Raw genomic sequence first — 17,482 nt, forward strand, 5'->3', positions numbered from 1 at the left:
AAGGAGCCGAGACCGTGACCGAGCACGTCGAGTGGAGCGAGACGGAGGCCCCCGCCCCGTCGGCGCACGCCGCCGTCACCCCCGCCGACGCCGCCGACGCGGCGCGGCTCGTCGCCTTCGGGCTCCAGCCCAAGCTGCAGCCCGCGCGTGACCAGGAGTACACGGAACTGCTGCGGCGCTACCGCGAGGACCCGGCGTTCGCCCGGCTCGCCGACGCCGTCGCGACCGGGCTCGGGCTGATTGTGCTGGAGGTGTCCCCGCGCGCGGGCATGGCCGTGACCGCCGCCGAGGACTCCGTCTTCGCCGTGCGCATGGGGGACTACGCGCGTCGTACCTCCGCCGACTCCGGGGACCGCTTCCTGCACGGGCTGGCGCACCTCGCCGTCGCCGCCCTCGCCTTCCCGCGGCCCGAAGATTTGGCCGACGACGGCTACATCGGACGGGTCAGCGTCAACGGCGTCGACGCCTTCGTACGGCAGGCCTGCCGCCGGCTGGAGGAGCGGGCGGAGGAGCAGGGCGAGAACACGGACCCGGCCAGTGACGCGCCCGGGCTGGAGGCCGCCTGGCGGATCTGGGCCAGGCGCAGCGCCACCGGCGCCACCAAGGACGCGCGCAGACTCGCCGGCTCCACGACGGGCATCGTCGGCAAGGCCGTCGCGTTCCTCACCGACTCCGGGTTCCTGCAGCGCACCGGCGACGACAACGGCGGAACCTACCGGACGACGGCCCGCTACCAGCTCCAGGTGCGCGACATGGCGGGCAGCGCCGCCATGGCCGAGCTGCTCGAACTGGGCGTCGTCCCGGTCACCGACGGCACGCCGACACTGCTGCCCGCCGACGAGACCGACGAGCTGGTGGCCGACGCCGGGCTGCCGTTCCACTCCTGAGGACTCGGATCCTCCCCCCACCGATCTGCCGAAGACTTACGAGAGTCCGCCATGTACGAGCTGTCCCGGGTCCGCCTCTACTCCATCGGGCCTGCCGGTGCGCGCTACGCCGACACCGTGCTTGACCTGCGGGGCGTGGGTGACGTCGTGCCCGACCCCGCCCCCACACAGGCGGAGTTCTTCGAGGAGGAGCCCGTCGGCCCCCCGCGCCGGCCCGCGCCCGCCGGCGTGCTCTTTTTGGAGAACGGCGGCGGCAAGTCCGTCCTGCTCAAGCTGATCTTCTCCGTGATGCTGCCGGGTCACCGCAACACCCTCGGCGGCGCCAGCTCCGGCGTGCTGCGCAAGTTCCTGCTCGCCGACGACTGCGGGCACGTCGCGCTGGAGTGGCAGCACGTGCTGACCGGCGAGTGCGTGGTCGTCGGCAAGGTGAGCGAGTGGCGCGGGCGGCAGGTCTCCAACGACCCGCGGAAGTTCGCGGAGGCCTGGTACTCCTTCCGGCCCGGACCCGGGCTCACCCTGGACAACCTCCCCGTCGCCGAGTCCACCGCCGTACGGCCGCCCGTCGAAGGGCAGTCGGGAGCACAGGGGCGGCGGCGGACCATGAAGGGGTTCCGGGACGCCCTCACCGAGGCCGGAAAGGCGTACCCGCACCTGGAGGTGCACTGGGAGGAGATCCACGACCGCTGGATCGAGCACCTCGGCGACCTGGGCCTCGACCCCGAACTCTTCCGCTACCAGCGGGAGATGAACGCCGACGAGGGCGAGGCCGCCGGCCTCTTCGCGGTCAAGAAGGACTCCGACTTCACCGACCTGCTGCTGCGCGCGGTGACCGACACGCGGGACACCGACGGCCTCGCCGACCTCGTCAGCGGCTTCGGGAACAAGCTGGGCCGACGCGCCGAACTGATCGCCGAACGCGACTTCACCGCCGGATCGGTGGACCTGCTCGGGCGGATCGTGGAGGCCGCCGACACCCGGGCACGCGCGCGTGAGGTCCACGCCGCCGCCGAGCGGCGCACCCGCACCCTGGCCCGCAGGCTGTCCGCGCGAGGCGTCCAGGAGCGAGCGCGGGCCGCGGACCTCGCCCAGCGGGTCACGGCCGCCGCCTACGCTGTCACCCACTCCGAGGGGGCACGCGAGCGCAGCGCGCTGATCGCCGCCGAACTCGCCTTCCGGCACGCCTCCCTCGCGCTCGCCGCCGCCGAGAAGTCCGCCGCCGCCCAGAAACGGGAGCTCGCCGACGCGCGCACCCTGCACTCCGCCTGGCAGGCCGCGGAGGCCGTGCTGCGCCACCGCGCCGCCGCCGACCGGGTCGCGCGCGTGTCCGCCGCGATCCAGGAGGCCGAGCGGGACGCCGCCCCCGCGCTCGCCGCCCGTGCCAAGGCCGCCGTCGACCTCGTCCGGGCCCTGCACGCCGCCGCCGCGAGCGCGGAGACCCTCGCCGACGAGGAGGAGGAGCGCTCCGCCGCACTCCAGGAGGTCAGCGAGTCCGCGTACCGGGACTCCACCTCCGCCGCCACCGAGGCGCAGCGCGCCCGCAGCGAGGCCGGGCACCTGCGCCAGCGCCTCACCGAGGTCGAGCAGGAGACCGCCGAGGCCGTGCGTGCCGGCTGGCTCGACGACAGCGCCCCCGACGCCGACCCCGCACGCGCGGCGCTCGCCGCCAGCGACGCGGAGAAGACCGCCGTCGCCGCCTGGGACACCGCCCGTGAGGCGTCCCGCAGGGCCACCGAGCACGCGCGCGAGGCGGCCTCCACGGAGTCCCGCGCCGAACTGACCGCCGCCCGCGCGGCCGACGCGGCCACGGCAGCGCACCGCTCCTACGAGGCCGAACGGCGCATCGCCGAGTCACTGGCCGGCGAGGAGCGGCTGGCGGAGTTGCTGGGCCTGACGGGCGGCACACCGCGCCGGATCATCCCGCAGCCCCGCCAGGAGGGGGAGCGCGACGGCGCCGGCCTGACCCCCGAGGACCTGGACCGCTACGCCGACGAGCTGCGCGAACTCCTCGACGACGCCGTCTCCTCCGCCGAACGGCAACTCTTCGAGCTGCGCACCGCCGCCGCCGACGACTCCCGCATCCTGGGCGCGCTCGGCGACGGCGGACTCCTGCCGCCCGGCCCCGACGTGCTGGCCACCGTCGAGTACCTGGGCGAGCACGGCATCCCCGCGCTGCCCGGCTGGCGCTACCTCGCCCAGGCCGTCGACCCCGCCGACCACGCGCGCGTGCTCGCCGCCCGCCCGGAGCTGGTCGACGGAGTGATCATCACCGACCCCGGCTCACACGCACGGGCGCGCGAGGCGCTCAGCGAAGCCGCCCTGCTGCCGAGGTCCGCCGTCGCGGTCGGCACCGCCGCCGCCCTGCTCGCCCCGACCCCCGCACCCGAGGCCGACACCGGGGACGTCTTCCTCGTGCCGCCGAACCCGGCCATGCACGACGAGCACGCCGCCGACGAGGAGCGGCAGGCGCTGCGCGCGCGTGCCACCGAGCGGGACGACGAGATCAGGCGGCTCGCCGCCCGGCTCGGCAAGGACCGCGAGCTGGCCGCGCGCCTCGCCTCCTGGCGTACGGGCTGCCCGGCGGGACGGCTGGTCGAACTGGCCGAGGCCGCCCGCGAAGCGCGCTCCTTCGCCGAGGAGTCCGAGGCCGAGCTGGCCGAGGCGCGCACCGTCCGCGCGGAGGCCGACGAGGCCGCCGCCGAGGCCGCGCAGGTACGCGACGAGCGGCAGGAGGCGGCGCAGAAGGCCCGGCGCGCCGCCGATGCCCTCGCCGGTCTCGCCTTCCGGCTGCGCGAGCGCGCCGGCTGGCAGGTCAAACTGCGCGAACTCGCCGACGAGGCCACCGAGTCGGAGGCCCGCGCACAGGCCTGCCTGGAGCGGGCCCGCGCCGCCGACGAGGACCGCCGCGCCGCCCAGCGCGCCGCCGACGACGCCCGCCGCACCGCGCGTGCGCTGCGTGCCGAGCGCTCCGAGATCGCCGGCGCCCCCGACGGCGTGCCCGAGGAGGACGCGGCGGCGCCCAAGGCGTCCCTGCCCGCCCTGCGGGAGGCCTACCGGGCTGCCTCCCAGGTGTACGAGAAGGTCGGTGTCGGCGCCGATCTGCGGGCCGAGCAGGCCCGGGCGGAGAGCGACGAGAGCGCGGCGCGCGCCGAGCTGGACCGGCTCAGCAACAAGGTCCGCACGCGCGCGGAGCAACTGCTCCAGTCGCCGGACGGCTCCGACGGGCCGTCCCGCCAGGCCGCCGCCGCGCGCGCGGAGGAGCTGGTGCAGCTCCTGGAAACCCGCATGTCCAGCGCCAGCGAGCAGCTCGGCCGGCTCCGCGGCGAGGCCGAACGGCACGCCCCCGAGGACGGCGAGGTCCACACCGAACTGCCCGAGGACCTCGTCCCGCGCGACGCCGAGCACGCGCAGGCACTGCTGCGCACCGCCACGGGTGAACTGGTCTCCCGCACCGAAGCGTTGAACCAGGCCCGCGAAGCGCACGCCGAACTCCTCGAGGCGCACCGGGCCGCCGAGGACGCGGCCGGCGGCTTCGACGAGATCGCCGCGATGCTGCGGGACCTGCTGCGCGAGCACACCGCCGAGGAGGACGAGGAGCAGCCGGAGCCCTACCCCGGCGACCTGGAGGAGGCCCGCCAGTCCGCCGCCGAGGCCCGCCGCTCGCTACGCGGCTGCGCCGCCGACCTGTCCGCCGCCGAGGCCGCCGTACGGGAAGCGAGTGACGTGCTGGTGCGGCACGCCAACTCCACCCGCTACGAGCAGGTCCGCACTCCGGCGCGGCAGCAGATCCGCGAGCTGCCCGCCTCCGCCCTGCCCGAGCACGCCCAGAAGTGGGCGGACGCCTTCGCGCCCCGGCTCCGTGTGCTCACGGACGAGTTGGAGCAGCTGGAACGCAACCGCGACTCGATCGTGGACCGCCTGCGAGGACTCGTGGAGTCGGCGCTCGCCACCCTGCGCTCCGCCCAGCGGCTGTCCCGCCTGCCCGAGGGGCTCGGCGAGTGGTCCGGGCAGGAGTTCCTGCGCATCCGGTTCGAGGAGCCCGATCAGGCCACCCTCATCGAGCGGCTCGGCGAGGTCATCGACGAGGCGACCCGCGCGGCCGTGAAGAAGAACTCCGACCTGCGCCGCGACGGCATGTCCCTGCTGCTGCGAGGCGTGGCGGCCGCCCTCCAGCCAAAGGGCGTCGCCGTGGAGATCCTCAAGCCGGACGCGGTGCTGCGCGCGGAGCGGGTGCCCGTCGGGCAGATGGGCGACGTGTTCTCCGGCGGCCAGCTGCTCACCGCGGCCATCGCCCTGTACTGCACGATGGCCGCCCTCCGGAGCAACGACCGGGGCCGGGACAAGCACCGTCACGCCGGCACGCTCTTCCTCGACAACCCCATCGGGCGCGCCAACGCCACCTACCTGCTGGAACTCCAGCGGGCGGTTTCGGACGCCCTCGGCGTCCAGCTCCTCTACACCACCGGTCTGTTCGACACCACGGCTCTCGCTGAGTTCCCCCTGGTCATCCGGCTGCGCAACGACGCCGACCTGCGGGCGGGCCTGAAGTACATCAGCGTGGAGGAACACCTCCGCCCCGGCCTGCCACAGCAGCCCCAGGCGGGGGAGGCCGTGCACAGCGAGATCACGGCGACGAGAATGTACAAGCGACCGGCCCCGAGCGCCCCCTAGACGTGCGGCAGGGGGGAACTGCGGATCCGCCCTGGCCGCCTGCCGCGCGTGTCGTCCCGCTGCTGCTGAGGCAGGTGGGACGAACCGACCGCTCGGGACCGGCGCGGGACGACGCCTCGACAGCTCCGGCGCAGTTCCCCGCGCCGCTCAGCACGGCCGCGGGTCCTCCCCGGACGCCCGCGGGAGACGTGCCTCACGCCTGCCTCACGAGTGGGACAACTGCCCGGCGCCGCCCCGTCGGCGTATCCGCTCCTGGGCACGCTCGGTCGCCCGCGTCTGCCGACGGACACGGCGCCGCTCCCGCCGCAGGGCACGCGCGGTGCTGCTCGGGGTCGACACGACACCGTGCCGCTGCTTCCACACCTGGCGGGTCACCCAGACGTCCAGCACGCCCCACGTGGCCACCACCGTGCTGACCACACTGCTGATCACCATCGGGAAGGCCAGCCAGGAGCCGGCCAGGGTGCACAGGAAGGCGACCATGGCCTGGAGCAGCGTCAGGGCGATGATGAGCACCGCGCGCACCGCCGCCGTACGGACGGGGTCGGGCAGCCTGGGCCGACGCGCGGGCTCCTCGACCCACAACGGCCGATAGGCCGGCCGCTCTTCTTCCGCGCCGCGCGCACCACTGCCGTCGACCGCGTCCGCCCGCCCGGCACTCGAGGCTGCTCGACCCGGCGCCGCGGCCGCCGGGACGTCGTGCACGTCCGCCCGCCCGCGCCGGCTCGCCGGAATGCCACGATCCAGTGCCTCCGGCGCCTCGGCCTCCCGCAGCGCGGTTCCCCGCGCAACCACGCCGTCCTCGGGCGCCTCGCGCCGCTCCGCCGTGCCCATCAAGGTGTCACTCCCCACCGCCGGCAAACAGCTTGCCGCCGGTTCGAAGAACCGGCTCCCCAGTGGCTGCCCGGCTTGCGCTCTTTTACGCCGCCCGGGTGCGGCTTGCGGCTCCTGTGGCCGATTCCGCCCCCTCTTCCCAATGAGTAGGACGCACAACGGCCGTCGAAGATTCCCTCTTTTCGAAAAATTCTGGCCAACTCGCCGCCGGCGCCGACCCGATCCGCCCCCGCTCGGCAGTGCGAATCCGGGGAGGCAATCTCCCGCAATGACCGGACAACTCCCCCCGTTCCGGCGTCGATACGGGCGGTCGGCTTCCGGACGGCTCTTCGAGTTAACTTTGCGTCGGTAGTAGGCTCGCGACGTTTGTTGACGCACATGCGTACCCCCTGCCGGTGGGGGTCCGAGCTGGGGGAGGCCATGCGCTTTCGCGGGAAGTCCATCCGCCGGAAGATCGTGGCGCTGCTTCTCGTGCCGCTGGTGTCGCTGACCGCCATCTGGGGATTCGCCACGGTGCTGACGGGGCGAGAGGCCAACCGTCTGTTCACCGTGTCGCACGTCGTGGAGAAGATCGGCTACCCCATCGAGGACACCGTCCGCGTCGTCCAGCAGGAACGCCGCCAGACCCTGGTCCACCTCGCCGACCCCCGCGCCTCCGACGCGCTCTCCGCGCTGCGCCGCACCCGGACCACCACGGACGAGGCCCTCGCGGAGCTCCGCAAGAACGCCGAGGACCCCGAAGTACGCGACCTGCTGGACCAGGACGACGGCGAGGGCGTTACCGCGGTCCTCGACGCCTTCGACGGCCTGGACTCCTTGCGACGCAGCGTCGAAGAGGGCACCGTGAACCGGGCGCAGGCCCTGGACCTCTACAACCGTCTGATCGACCCCTGCTACGCCCTGCTGGCCAAGCTGGACGTGGTCGACAGCGTGGAGATGGACAAGCAGTACCGGGCTCTCGTCAGCGTCGCCCGCGCCCGCGAACTTCTCTCCCGGGAGGACGCCCTGCTCGGCTCCGCCCTGGTCGTGGGCCGGCTCACGCACGACGAGATCCGCGCCGTCTCCGACCTCGAGGCCCAGCGGAACGTGGTCTACGACATCGGCCTCGCCCAACTGCCCGTCGCGGAGCGCGAACGCTACGAGAGCTTCTGGAAGAACGCCACCACCGCCCCCCTGCGCACAGCGGAACAGGCCGTCGTCTCCGCCACCCCCGGCGACATGCCCCGGGGCGTCACCGCGCGGACCTGGGACACCGCGGCCGCCAACGTCCTCGACGAACTCGGCACCCTCGACGAGCAGGCCAACGACCGCTACCAGGACCGTGTGCGGCCGGTGGCGATCGAGGTCATCGTCAAGGCCGTCGTTGCCGGCGTCCTCGGCCTGATCGCGCTGCTCGTCTCCCTCTTCCTGTCCGTCCGCATCGGCCGTGGCCTCATCCGTGACCTGCGCCAACTGCGGGTCGAGGCCCACGAGGCGTCCGCCGTCCGCCTCCCCAGCGTCATGCGCCGCCTCTCCGCGGGAGAGCAGGTCGACGTCGAGACCGAGGTCCCGCGCCTCGAGTACGACAAGAACGAGATGGGCGAGGTCGGCCAGGCCCTCAACACCCTGCAGCGCGCCGCCGTCGAAGCCGCCGTCAAGCAGGCCGAGCTGCGCTCCGGCGTCTCGGAGGTGTTCGTCAACCTCGCCCGCCGCAGCCAGGTCCTGCTGCACAAGCAGCTGACCCTGCTCGACACCATGGAGCGCCGCACCGACGACACCGAGGAACTCGCCGACCTCTTCCGGCTCGACCACCTCACGACCCGCATGCGCCGGCACGCCGAGGGCCTGGTGATCCTCTCCGGAGCCGCTCCCTCGAGGCAGTGGCGCAAGCCCATCCAGCTCATGGACATCGTGCGCGCCGCGGTCGCCGAGGTGGAGGACTACGAACGCATCGAGGTCCGCCGCCTGCCGCGCGTCGCCGTCACAGGACCGGCCGTCGCCGACCTCACCCACCTGGTGGCCGAACTGCTGGAGAACGCCACGGTGTTCTCCCCGCCGCACACCGCCGTCCAGGTCCTGGGCGACCGGGTCGCCAACGGGTTCACCCTGGAGATCCACGACCGCGGCCTCGGTATGGCGCCCGAAGCGCTCCTCGAAGCCAACCTCCGGCTCGCCGAGACCCCGGAGTTCGAGCTGTCCGACACCGACCGGCTCGGGCTGTTCGTGGTCAGCCGGCTCGCCCAGCGGCAGAACGTCAGGGTCTCCCTGCAGCCCTCCCCGTACGGGGGCACGACCGCCGTCATCTTCATCCCCGACGCGCTGCTCACCGACGACGTCCCCGACACCAACGGCATCGGCTTCCGCCTCGACCGTCCCAGGCCCGCCAAGGAGAGCGAGTCCGCGGAGAACCGCAGGTCCGCGCTCGCCCACGTGCCGGCGCCGCTCCCCGGAATGCCCGCCGCGCTGCTGGACGGCCCGGTCGAGCTGGAAGCCCCCGTCGACCTGGACTCCCTCGGTGACTTCCCGGCCCCCCTGAGCGACGAGGAGGACGAACGGGGCGGCCTGTTCCGCCCACGCCGCTCCGCCGGCCGTACGGACGACACGCCGGCCGCCGGCGCAGCCGAACCGCACCGCCGGCTTCCCGACACAACCCACGGCGAACCGGACCGGACCGCTCACCGCGACCCGGCCGCTCCGGTACCGCTGCCGAGCCGCCGGACGCCCAAGCTGGTCAGCTCCCACGGCCGCCCGGTGACCGATCAGCGATCCCGCCGCGCGGAGGCGGGCGAGGACTCCCCCTCGCGAGCCGGGGCACGCAGGGCGGAGGGCGACGCCCCGGCGCCCCTGCCGTCGCGCCGGCGCGGGGCGACGGCACACTTTCCGCGACGCGCCGACGCCGCCGAGCACCCCGGTCACGGCGCCGACGAGCCGTCCCGGCCATCCGCCCTTCCCCGGCGGTCCGGGCAGACCGCAGCCCTGACGAGCGGCCCGGACGACCCTGGCGAGCGATCGGACACCATGCGCCACCGCCCCGCGGACACGGCGCAGGGCCGCCCCGAGGACTCCCTCGGCAAGCCCGGAACCGGGCCTCATGACACGGGCTCCGGCACCGGTGCCCTGCCCCGGCGCGTGCGGCAGGCGAATCTGGCGCCACAGCTGCGACAGGGCCCGGCCCCGGGCGCCGAGGACCGCTCGGACCCCGTGGACCGGGACGCCGACGAAGTACGCAACCGCATGGCCTCGCTCCAGCGCGGCTGGCAGCGCGGCCGCGCGGAGAACGCCGCGGGCGAAGACGCCCACAGCGGCACAGCACCACAGGGAACGACAAAGGGGGACGGTCGATGACCGCACCGAAGGCGACCGGCCACATCACGACCGGCAACGGCGAACTGAACTGGCTCCTCGACGAACTCGTCGGCCGCGTCGCCAGCATCCGCAAGGCTGTCGTGCTCTCCGGCGACGGCCTGCCGACGGGGGTGTCCAGGGACCTGAGCCGTGAGGACAGCGAGCACCTGGCCGCCGTCGCCTCCGGTTTCCACAGCCTCGCCAAGGGCGTCGGCCGCCATTTCGACGCCGGCAGCGTCCGGCAGACCGTCGTCGAACTCGACGAGGCGTTCCTGTTCGTCACCGCCGCCGGCGACGGCAGCTGCCTCGCCGTCCTCGCGGACGCCGACTCGGACGTCGGACTGGTGGCGTACGAGATGACGCTCCTGGTGAAGCGGGTCGGCGCACATCTGGGCACCGCTCCGCGCACCGATCTGCCCTCGGGCGGGTAGTGGGATGGCATGAGCACAGACGGTCAGGGGAACAGGCACTGGTTCGACGACGAGGCCGGACCGGTCGTCCGTCCGTACGCCATGACACGCGGCCGCACCACCAGTGCGGTCCAGCACCGTCTCGACCTGATCGCGGTGGTCGTCGCCGAGCCCCACGCGGGCGACCCGGAAGCGGACCCCTCGCTGTCCCCGGAACACGTGGACATCGTGGATCTCTGCCGTGACGCCCCGCAGTCGGTCGCCGAACTCGCCGCCGAACTCGATCTGCCCATCGGTGTGGTCCGGGTCCTCGTCGGGGACCTCGTGGACTCCGCACTCGTCCACGTGAACCGGCCCGTACCCCCGGCGGAACTGCCGGACGAGAGTATTCTGCGCGACGTGATCAACGGCCTCCGAGCGCTGTGAGCGGCGCGGAAGCGGGGTGAGGACGTGACCGGCTGGCAGTTCTGGGTGGACCGGGGCGGCACCTTCACCGACATCGTCGCGCGCCGCCCCGACGGCCGGCTGCTGACCCACAAGCTGCTGTCCGACAACCCGGCGCGGTACGCCGACGCGGCCGTCGCCGGGGTCCGGGCCCTGCTGGGAGACGCACCGGAATCCGTCGAGTCCGTCCGCATGGGCACGACAGTCGCCACCAACGCCCTCCTGGAACGCAAGGGCGAGCGCACCCTGCTCGTCGTCACCCGTGGTTTCCGGGACGCCCTGCGCATCGGCTACCAGAACCGTCCCCACATCTTCGCCCGCCGTATCGAGCTCCCCGAGCTGTTGTACGAGCGGGTCGTCGAGGTGGACGAGCGCATCGCCGCCGACGGCACGGTCCTGCGCGCTCCCGACCTGGACGCCCTCTCCGGGCCGCTGCGGGAGGCGTACGACGACGGCATCCGGGCCGTGGCCGTCGTCTGTATGCACAGCCACCTCCACCCCGCCCACGAACATGAGGTGGGCCGTCTGGCCGCCCGGATCGGCTTCCCGCAGATCTCGCTGTCCAGTGAGGTCAGCCCGCTCATGAAACTCGTCCCGCGTGGGGACACGGCCGTGGTCGACGCCTACCTGTCGCCCGTCCTGCGCCGCTACGTCCGGCACGTCGCCGAAGAGCTCCACGGTGTGCGGCTGATGTTCATGCAGTCCAACGGCGGGCTCGCCGAGGCCCACCAGTTCCGCGGGAAGGACGCCGTCCTGTCCGGTCCCGCGGGCGGCATCGTCGGCATGGCCCGCATGTCCCAGCGCGCCGGCTTCGACCGGGTCATCGGCTTCGACATGGGTGGCACCTCCACCGACGTCTCCCACTTCGCGGGTGCGTACGAACGCGTCTTCACCACGCGGATCGCGGGCGTAAGGCTGCGCGCCCCCATGCTGGACATCCACACCGTCGCCGCCGGTGGCGGATCCGTCCTCCACTTCGACGGCTCCCGCTACCGCGTGGGACCGGACTCGGCCGGCGCGGACCCGGGGCCGGCCTGCTACCGGGGCGGCGGACCGCTCACCGTCACCGACGCCAACGTGATGCTCGGCCGCATCCAACCCGCCCGCTTCCCCCGGGTGTTCGGCAAGCACGGCGACCAGCCTCTCGACGAGGTGATCGTCCGTGACCGCTTCACCGCACTCGCGCGCGAGATCCGCGAGAGGACCGGCGACCACCGCACGCCGGAGCAGGTGGCCGAGGGATTCCTCCAGATCGCCGTCGTCAACATCGCCAACGCCGTGAAGCGGATCTCCGTCCAGAAGGGCCACGACGTCACCCGCTACACCCTCACCACGTTCGGTGGTGCCGGCGGGCAGCACGCGTGCATGGTCGCCGACTCGCTCGGCATCCGCACCGTTCTGGTACCCCCCATGGCCGGTGTCCTGTCCGCGCTCGGCATCGGCCTCGCCGACACCACGGCCATGCGCGAACAGTCCGTCGAGGCGCCCCTGGAGCCCGCCTCCCTGCCCGGCATCCGCAAGACGGCCGACCACCTCGAGACGGCGGCCCGCGCCGAACTCCTCGCCGAGGACATCCCCGGCGACCGCATCCACATCACCCGGCGCGCCCAGCTCCGCTACGACGGCACCGACACCACCCTCACCGTCGAGCTGACCGAGCCCACCGCGATGAGAGACGCCTTCGAAGAACGTCATCGCGCCACGTACTCCTTCACCCTCGACCGCCCGATCGTCGTCGAAGCGCTCTCCGTCGAAGCCACCGGCATCACCGAACCCCCCGATCTCTCCGCCCTCGCCCCGTACGAGGGCCGCTGCGCCGACCCCGACACCGTCCGCCTCCACACCGGCGGCGCCTGGCGCGACGTACCCCTCCACCGCCGCGAGGACCTCCCTCCCGGCGTGACCGTCACCGGCCCGGCGATCATCACCGAGGCCAGTGCGACGACCGTCGTCGACGAGGGCTGGAAAGCCGCGGCGACCGACGACGGGCATCTGCTCATGGAACGCGCGGCGATCACGCAGAGTTCCGAAGCCGACACGGAAGCCGACCCGGTCCTCCTCGAGGTCTTCAACAACCTGTTCGTGTCCATCGCCGAACAGATGGGCGCCCGCCTGGAGTCCACGGCCCAGTCGGTCAACATCAAGGAACGCCTCGACTTCTCGTGCGCCCTCTTCGATCCCGACGGGAACCTGGTGGCCAACGCCCCCCACATCCCCGTCCACCTCGGCTCGATGGGTACCAGCGTCAAGGAGGTCATCCGCCGCAGCGGCTCCGGAATGCGCCCCGGGGACACCTACGCGGTCAACGACCCCTACCACGGCGGCACCCACCTGCCCGACGTCACCGTGATCACACCGGTCTTCGACACCGAGGACGCGAAGGACACGGAGCGTGACCCGGAGGTCCTCTTCTACGTGGCCTCCCGAGGCCACCACGCCGAGATCGGCGGCATCGCCCCCGGCTCCATGCCCGCGGAGAGCCGCACCATCGACGAGGAGGGCGTCCTCTTCGACAACTGGCTCCTCACCGAGAACGCCCGCTTCCGCGAGCAGGAGACCCTCCGCCTCCTCACCGAAGCCCCTCATCCCTCCCGCAACCCGGCGACCAACCTCGCCGACCTGCGCGCCCAGATCGCCGCCAACCAGAAGGGCGTCGACGAAGTCGCCCGCATGATCGAGGACTTCGGGCTCGACGTCGTGCAGGCGTACATGAGGCACGTCCAGGACAACGCCGAGGAAGCCGTGCGCCGTGTCATCGACGCCCTCGACGACGGCGAGTACGCCTACGAGACCGACGCGGGCGCCGTCATCCGGGTACGCGTGCGCGTGGACCGCGAAGCCCGCTCCGCGACCGTCGACTTCACGGGCACCTCACCCCAGCAGGCGACCAACTTCAACGCCCCGTACTCGGTCGTCAACGCGGCCGTCCTGTACGTCTTCCGCACCTTGATCGCCGACGACATCCCGCTCAACGACGGCTCCCTGCGCCCCCTGACGATCATCGTCCCGCGCGGCTCCATGCTCGCACCGGAACACCCCGCCGCCGTCGTCGCGGGCAACGTCGAGACCTCCCAGGCGATCACCGGCGCCCTCTACGCGGCCCTCCGCGTCCAGGCCGAGGGCTCCGGCACGATGAACAACGTCACCTTCGGCAACGAACGCCACCAGTACTACGAAACCGTCGCGTCCGGATCCGGCGCCGGCGACGGCTTCCCCGGCGCGAGCGTCGTCCAGACCCACATGACCAACTCCCGCCTGACCGACCCCGAGGTCCTGGAATGGCGGCTTCCCGTGCGGCTCGACGAGTTCGCCGTCCGGCACGGCAGCGGCGGCGCCGGACGGTGGCGCGGCGGGGACGGCGCGGTGCGCCGCATCCGCTTCCTGGAGCCCATGACCGTCTCCACCCTGTCCCAGCACCGCAGGGTCCCCCCGTACGGCATGGCCGGCGGCGACCCGGGGGCGCTGGGCGCCAACCGGGTGGAACGTGCGGACGGCAGCGTCGTCGAACTCGGCGGCAGCGACTCCGTGGACGTCGGCCCCGACGACGTCCTCGTCATCGAAACCCCCGGCGGCGGAGGCTACGGCCCACCGCCCACCACCCAGCAGGAGAAGTGATCGATGATCTTCGGGCGTTCTGAGCGCGGCAAGCCCCCGGTCGAGCCCGTCACGCTCAAGATCCTGGTGGCCGGCGGCTTCGGCGTGGGCAAGACCACCCTCGTCGGCGCCGTCAGCGAGATCAGGCCGCTGCGCACGGAGGAGTTCCTCACCGAGGCGGGCCGCCCGGTGGACGACACCACGGGCGTCGAACGCAAACACACCACCACCGTCGCCATGGACTTCGGTCGCATCACCCTGCGCGAGGACCTGGTGCTGTACCTGTTCGGCACGCCCGGCCAGGAACGGTTCTGGTTCATGTGGGACGAGCTGTCCGAGGGCGCGCTCGGCGCCGTCGTGCTCGCCGACACGCGCCGCCTGGAGGACTGCTTCGCCGCCGTCGACTACTTCGAGCGCCGCTCCATACCGTTCCTCGTCGGCGTCAACTGCTTCGAAGGAGCGGCCCGTTACCCGGCCGAGGACGTCCGGCGGGCGCTCGACCTCGACGACGCCGTACCCGTGCTGCTGTGCGACGCCCGCGACCGCGGCTCGGTCAAGGACGTCCTGGTCGGCGTCGTCCAGCACGCCATGGACTACGGCGCCGACCGCCGCCGCGCCGTCACCACCTGAGCCACGGAAACGGCCCGTACCCCCGCCGACAGGGGTACGGGCCGCGGTACACGGAGACGGACGCGCGTCCGCCTATCCGTCGGCCTCCACCCAGCCGAAGCTCTTCTCCACGGCCCTGCGCCAGTTGTGGTACTTGCGGTCCCGCACGGACGCCTCCATCGACGGAGTCCACTCGGCGTCCCTCTGCCAGTGCGCCTTCAGCTCGTCGAGGTCGTTCCACACACCGGTGGCCAGCCCGGCCGCGTACGCCGCGCCCAGGCAGGTCGTCTCCGACACCCGGGGCCGGATCACCGGCACCCCGAGCACATCGGCCTGGTGCTGCATGAGCAGGTTGTTCTTCGTCATGCCGCCGTCCACCTTCAGGGTCGTGATCCGCACCCCGGAGTCCTGGTACATGGCGTCCACGACCTCACGCGTCTGCCAGCTCGTCGCCTCCAGCACCGCGCGCGCGAGATGCCCCTTGGTGACGTACCGGGTGAGCCCGGTGACGACACCCCGAGCGTCGGAGCGCCAGTACGGCGCGAACAGACCGGAGAAGGCGGGCACGATGTACGCGCCCCCGTTGTCGTCGACGCTCGCCGCCAGGGTCTCGATCTCGTCAGCCGTGCGGATGATGCCGAGCTGGTCCCGGAACCACTGCACGAGCGCGCCCGTTATGGCGATCGAACCCTCCAGGCAGTAGACGGGCGCCTCCTCCCCGATCTTGTAGCCCATCGTCGTCAGCAGTCCGCTCTTCGACGGCACCGGCCGGTTGCCGGTGTTCAGCAGCAGGAAGCTGCCGGTCCCGTACGTGTTCTTCGCCGTCCCGACGTCGTAGCAGGCCTGACCGAACACCGCTGCCTGCTGGTCGCCCAGCGCCGAGGCGACCGGCACGCCGGAGAGCTGGCCCACCGCGGTGCCGTACACCTCGGCGGAGGACCTGATCTCGGGCAGGACGGACTCGGGCACGTTCATCGCCGACAGGATGGACGCGTCCCACTGGAGGGTCTCCAGGTTCATCAGCATGGTGCGCCCGGCGTTCGTCACATCGGTCACGTGCCGGCCGCCGTCCACGCCGCCGGTCAGGTTCCAGATGAGCCACGAGTCGATGGTGCCGAAGGCGATTTCGCCTCGCTCCGCGCGGACCCTGAGCCCGGGCACGCTGTCGAGCAGCCAGGCCGCCTTGGGCCCGGAGAAGTAGCTGGCCAACGGCAGGCCGGTCTGCTCACGGAAGCGGTCCTGCCCGTCGGCGCCGCCCAGTTCGTTGCAGAGCGCGGCCGTCCGGGTGTCCTGCCACACGATCGCGTTGTGCACTGGCTTGCCCGTGGCACGGTCCCACAGCACGGTCGTCTCACGCTGGTTGGTGATGCCGAGCGCGCTGATCTGCTCCGCGCGCAGCCCTGCCTTGGCGATCGCCCCGGCCACCACCGCCTGCACCTTGGACCAGATCTCGGTGGCGTCGTGCTCCACCCAGCCGGGCTTGGGGAAGATCTGGCGGTGCTCACGCTGGTCGACCGCGACGATCGCGCCGTTCCGGTCGAAGATGATGCAGCGGCTCGAGGTGGTGCCCTGGTCGATTGCGGCGACGTACTTCTCGGCGTTGTCCGTCATGGCTACCCCTTGGGCTGGGTTAAGAAGGCTGCTCGGATGCTGCGCTCCGCGGGGGATCCGGCGCTGCCGGCCGCGCGCCGGTCCGATGTGGCGCTCGGGTGCTGCTCAGAAGGCCGCGTTGTAGAGGAGGCCCGCGAGTGCTCCGCCGATCAACGGGCCCACGACCGGAATCCAGGCGTAACCCCAGTCGGAGGTGCCCTTGTTGGGGATCGGCAGGAAGGTGTGGACGATGCGCGGACCGAGGTCGCGCGCCGGGTTGATGGCGTATCCGGTGGGGCCGCCGAGCGAGAGGCCGATGCCGACGACGAGCAGCGACACGATCAGTACCAGCGTGCCGGACTCCCCGAGCCCCTTCGTCAGCCCGAAGGCGAGGATCGGCAGGACGAGGGCGACGGTCGCGATGATCTCCGTGATCAGGTTGGCGACCGGATTCCGGATCTCGGGGATGGTCGAGAAGATGCCGAGCGTGGGCGTCGGCTCCTCCGCCGTGCCCTCGGTGGTGCCGGTCGTCCGTACGTTCGCCTGGAACTGCGCGAGGTAGACGAGGTACGCGAGCACGGCGCCGAGCATCGCGCCGACGATCTGGCCCAGCAGATAGACCCAGACCTTGCCCCACTCGCCCGTGTCGACGGCGATCCCGAGCGTGACCGCCGGATTCAGATGCCCACCGGACAGCGGTGCGGCGGTGTAGGCCCCGGCCAGTACGCCGAACCCCCACCCGAAGGCGATCACGACCCACCCTGAGGCACGGGCCTTGGAGTATCTGAGGGTGACGGCGGCGCAGACGCCCGCGCCGAACAGGATGAGGATCGCGGTTCCGATGACCTCGCCGACGAATATGTCTCCGTTGCTCATGGCGGCTCCTAGGCCGGCCCGGGGTGATCGACCCAGGTGCCGGCGTGCAGGGTGCGGTTCCCGTGGCTGCTTCGGCCAAGGCAGGGAGGTTCCGCGCCCCGCCCGGCGTCCGTGACGAGCGTGCCGTCGTAGCCGAATCGCCCGTGGGGGAGTGCACCTCGGATCGGAGAGCCCTTGTGGCGCAGTGCCTGGTACGCCGTGAATGTACGGCGATGTCGGCTGACACCGGGAAGTGTTCACCGGCGC

At 72.5% G+C, this 17,482-nt stretch carries 9 protein-coding genes and 1 pseudogene; 7 read left to right on the top strand and 3 right to left on the bottom strand.

What is annotated here, in order from left to right; all coding sequences use genetic code 11:
• Positions 1-14 precede the first annotated feature (14 nt).
• The gene (locus ACIHAR_RS19470; protein ID WP_400020619.1) at positions 15-887 is read left to right on the top strand and encodes a hypothetical protein; all 873 of its coding nucleotides are present in this window, start codon (positions 15-17) and stop codon (positions 885-887) included.
• Positions 888-938: 51 nt separating this feature from the next.
• Entirely contained in the window at positions 939-5,555 is a 4,617-nt protein-coding gene (locus ACIHAR_RS19475; RefSeq protein ID WP_400020620.1) for a hypothetical protein, read from the top strand.
• A 204-nt stretch (positions 5,556-5,759) separates the two neighbouring features.
• Here the strand turns inward: ACIHAR_RS19475 and ACIHAR_RS19480 are convergent, their stop codons facing one another.
• The gene (locus tag ACIHAR_RS19480) at positions 5,760-6,389 is read right to left on the bottom strand and encodes a hypothetical protein (protein ID WP_365471645.1); all 630 of its coding nucleotides are present in this window, start codon (positions 6,387-6,389) and stop codon (positions 5,760-5,762) included.
• Between the two features lie 420 nt (positions 6,390-6,809).
• On the opposite strand from ACIHAR_RS19480, the gene ACIHAR_RS19485 reads away from it, so the two are divergent.
• The 5 genes and pseudogenes from ACIHAR_RS19485 to ACIHAR_RS19505 all read left to right on the top strand — a co-directional run bounded on the left by ACIHAR_RS19485 (position 6,810) and on the right by ACIHAR_RS19505 (position 14,791).
• Positions 6,810-9,713: a nitrate- and nitrite sensing domain-containing protein gene (locus ACIHAR_RS19485; protein WP_400020622.1), complete on the top strand. Its 2,904-nt coding sequence runs from the start codon at positions 6,810-6,812 to the stop codon at positions 9,711-9,713.
• Entirely contained in the window at positions 9,710-10,144 is a 435-nt protein-coding gene (locus ACIHAR_RS19490) for a roadblock/LC7 domain-containing protein (protein ID WP_400020623.1), read from the top strand. Before ACIHAR_RS19485 ends, ACIHAR_RS19490 begins: the two co-directional genes overlap by 4 nt.
• 9 nt (positions 10,145-10,153) lie before the next feature.
• A complete protein-coding gene (locus ACIHAR_RS19495; RefSeq protein WP_365471636.1) occupies positions 10,154-10,549 on the top strand; it encodes a DUF742 domain-containing protein in 396 nt (131 codons plus the stop codon).
• 24 nt (positions 10,550-10,573) lie between these two features.
• Positions 10,574-14,205, top strand: a pseudogene (locus ACIHAR_RS19500) (hydantoinase B/oxoprolinase family protein).
• Positions 14,186-14,791, top strand: coding sequence for an ATP/GTP-binding protein (locus tag ACIHAR_RS19505; protein ID WP_365471634.1), 606 nt, complete (start codon positions 14,186-14,188; stop codon positions 14,789-14,791). Before ACIHAR_RS19500 ends, ACIHAR_RS19505 begins: the two are co-directional and overlap by 20 nt.
• 72 nt (positions 14,792-14,863) lie before the next feature.
• Here the strand turns inward: ACIHAR_RS19505 and glpK are convergent, their stop codons facing one another.
• The gene (glpK, locus tag ACIHAR_RS19510) at positions 14,864-16,381 is read right to left on the bottom strand and encodes a glycerol kinase GlpK (protein WP_400020626.1); all 1,518 of its coding nucleotides are present in this window, start codon (positions 16,379-16,381) and stop codon (positions 14,864-14,866) included.
• 105 nt (positions 16,382-16,486) lie between these two features.
• On the bottom strand, positions 16,487-17,236 hold the full coding sequence (locus ACIHAR_RS19515) for an MIP/aquaporin family protein (protein ID WP_400020628.1): 750 nt from the start codon (positions 17,234-17,236) through the stop codon (positions 16,487-16,489).
• Positions 17,237-17,482: the final 246 nt, after the last annotated feature.

This window comes from Streptomyces sp. NPDC052016, from assembly GCF_044548445.1.
In the GTDB taxonomy this organism is placed as follows: domain Bacteria; phylum Actinomycetota; class Actinomycetes; order Streptomycetales; family Streptomycetaceae; genus Streptomyces.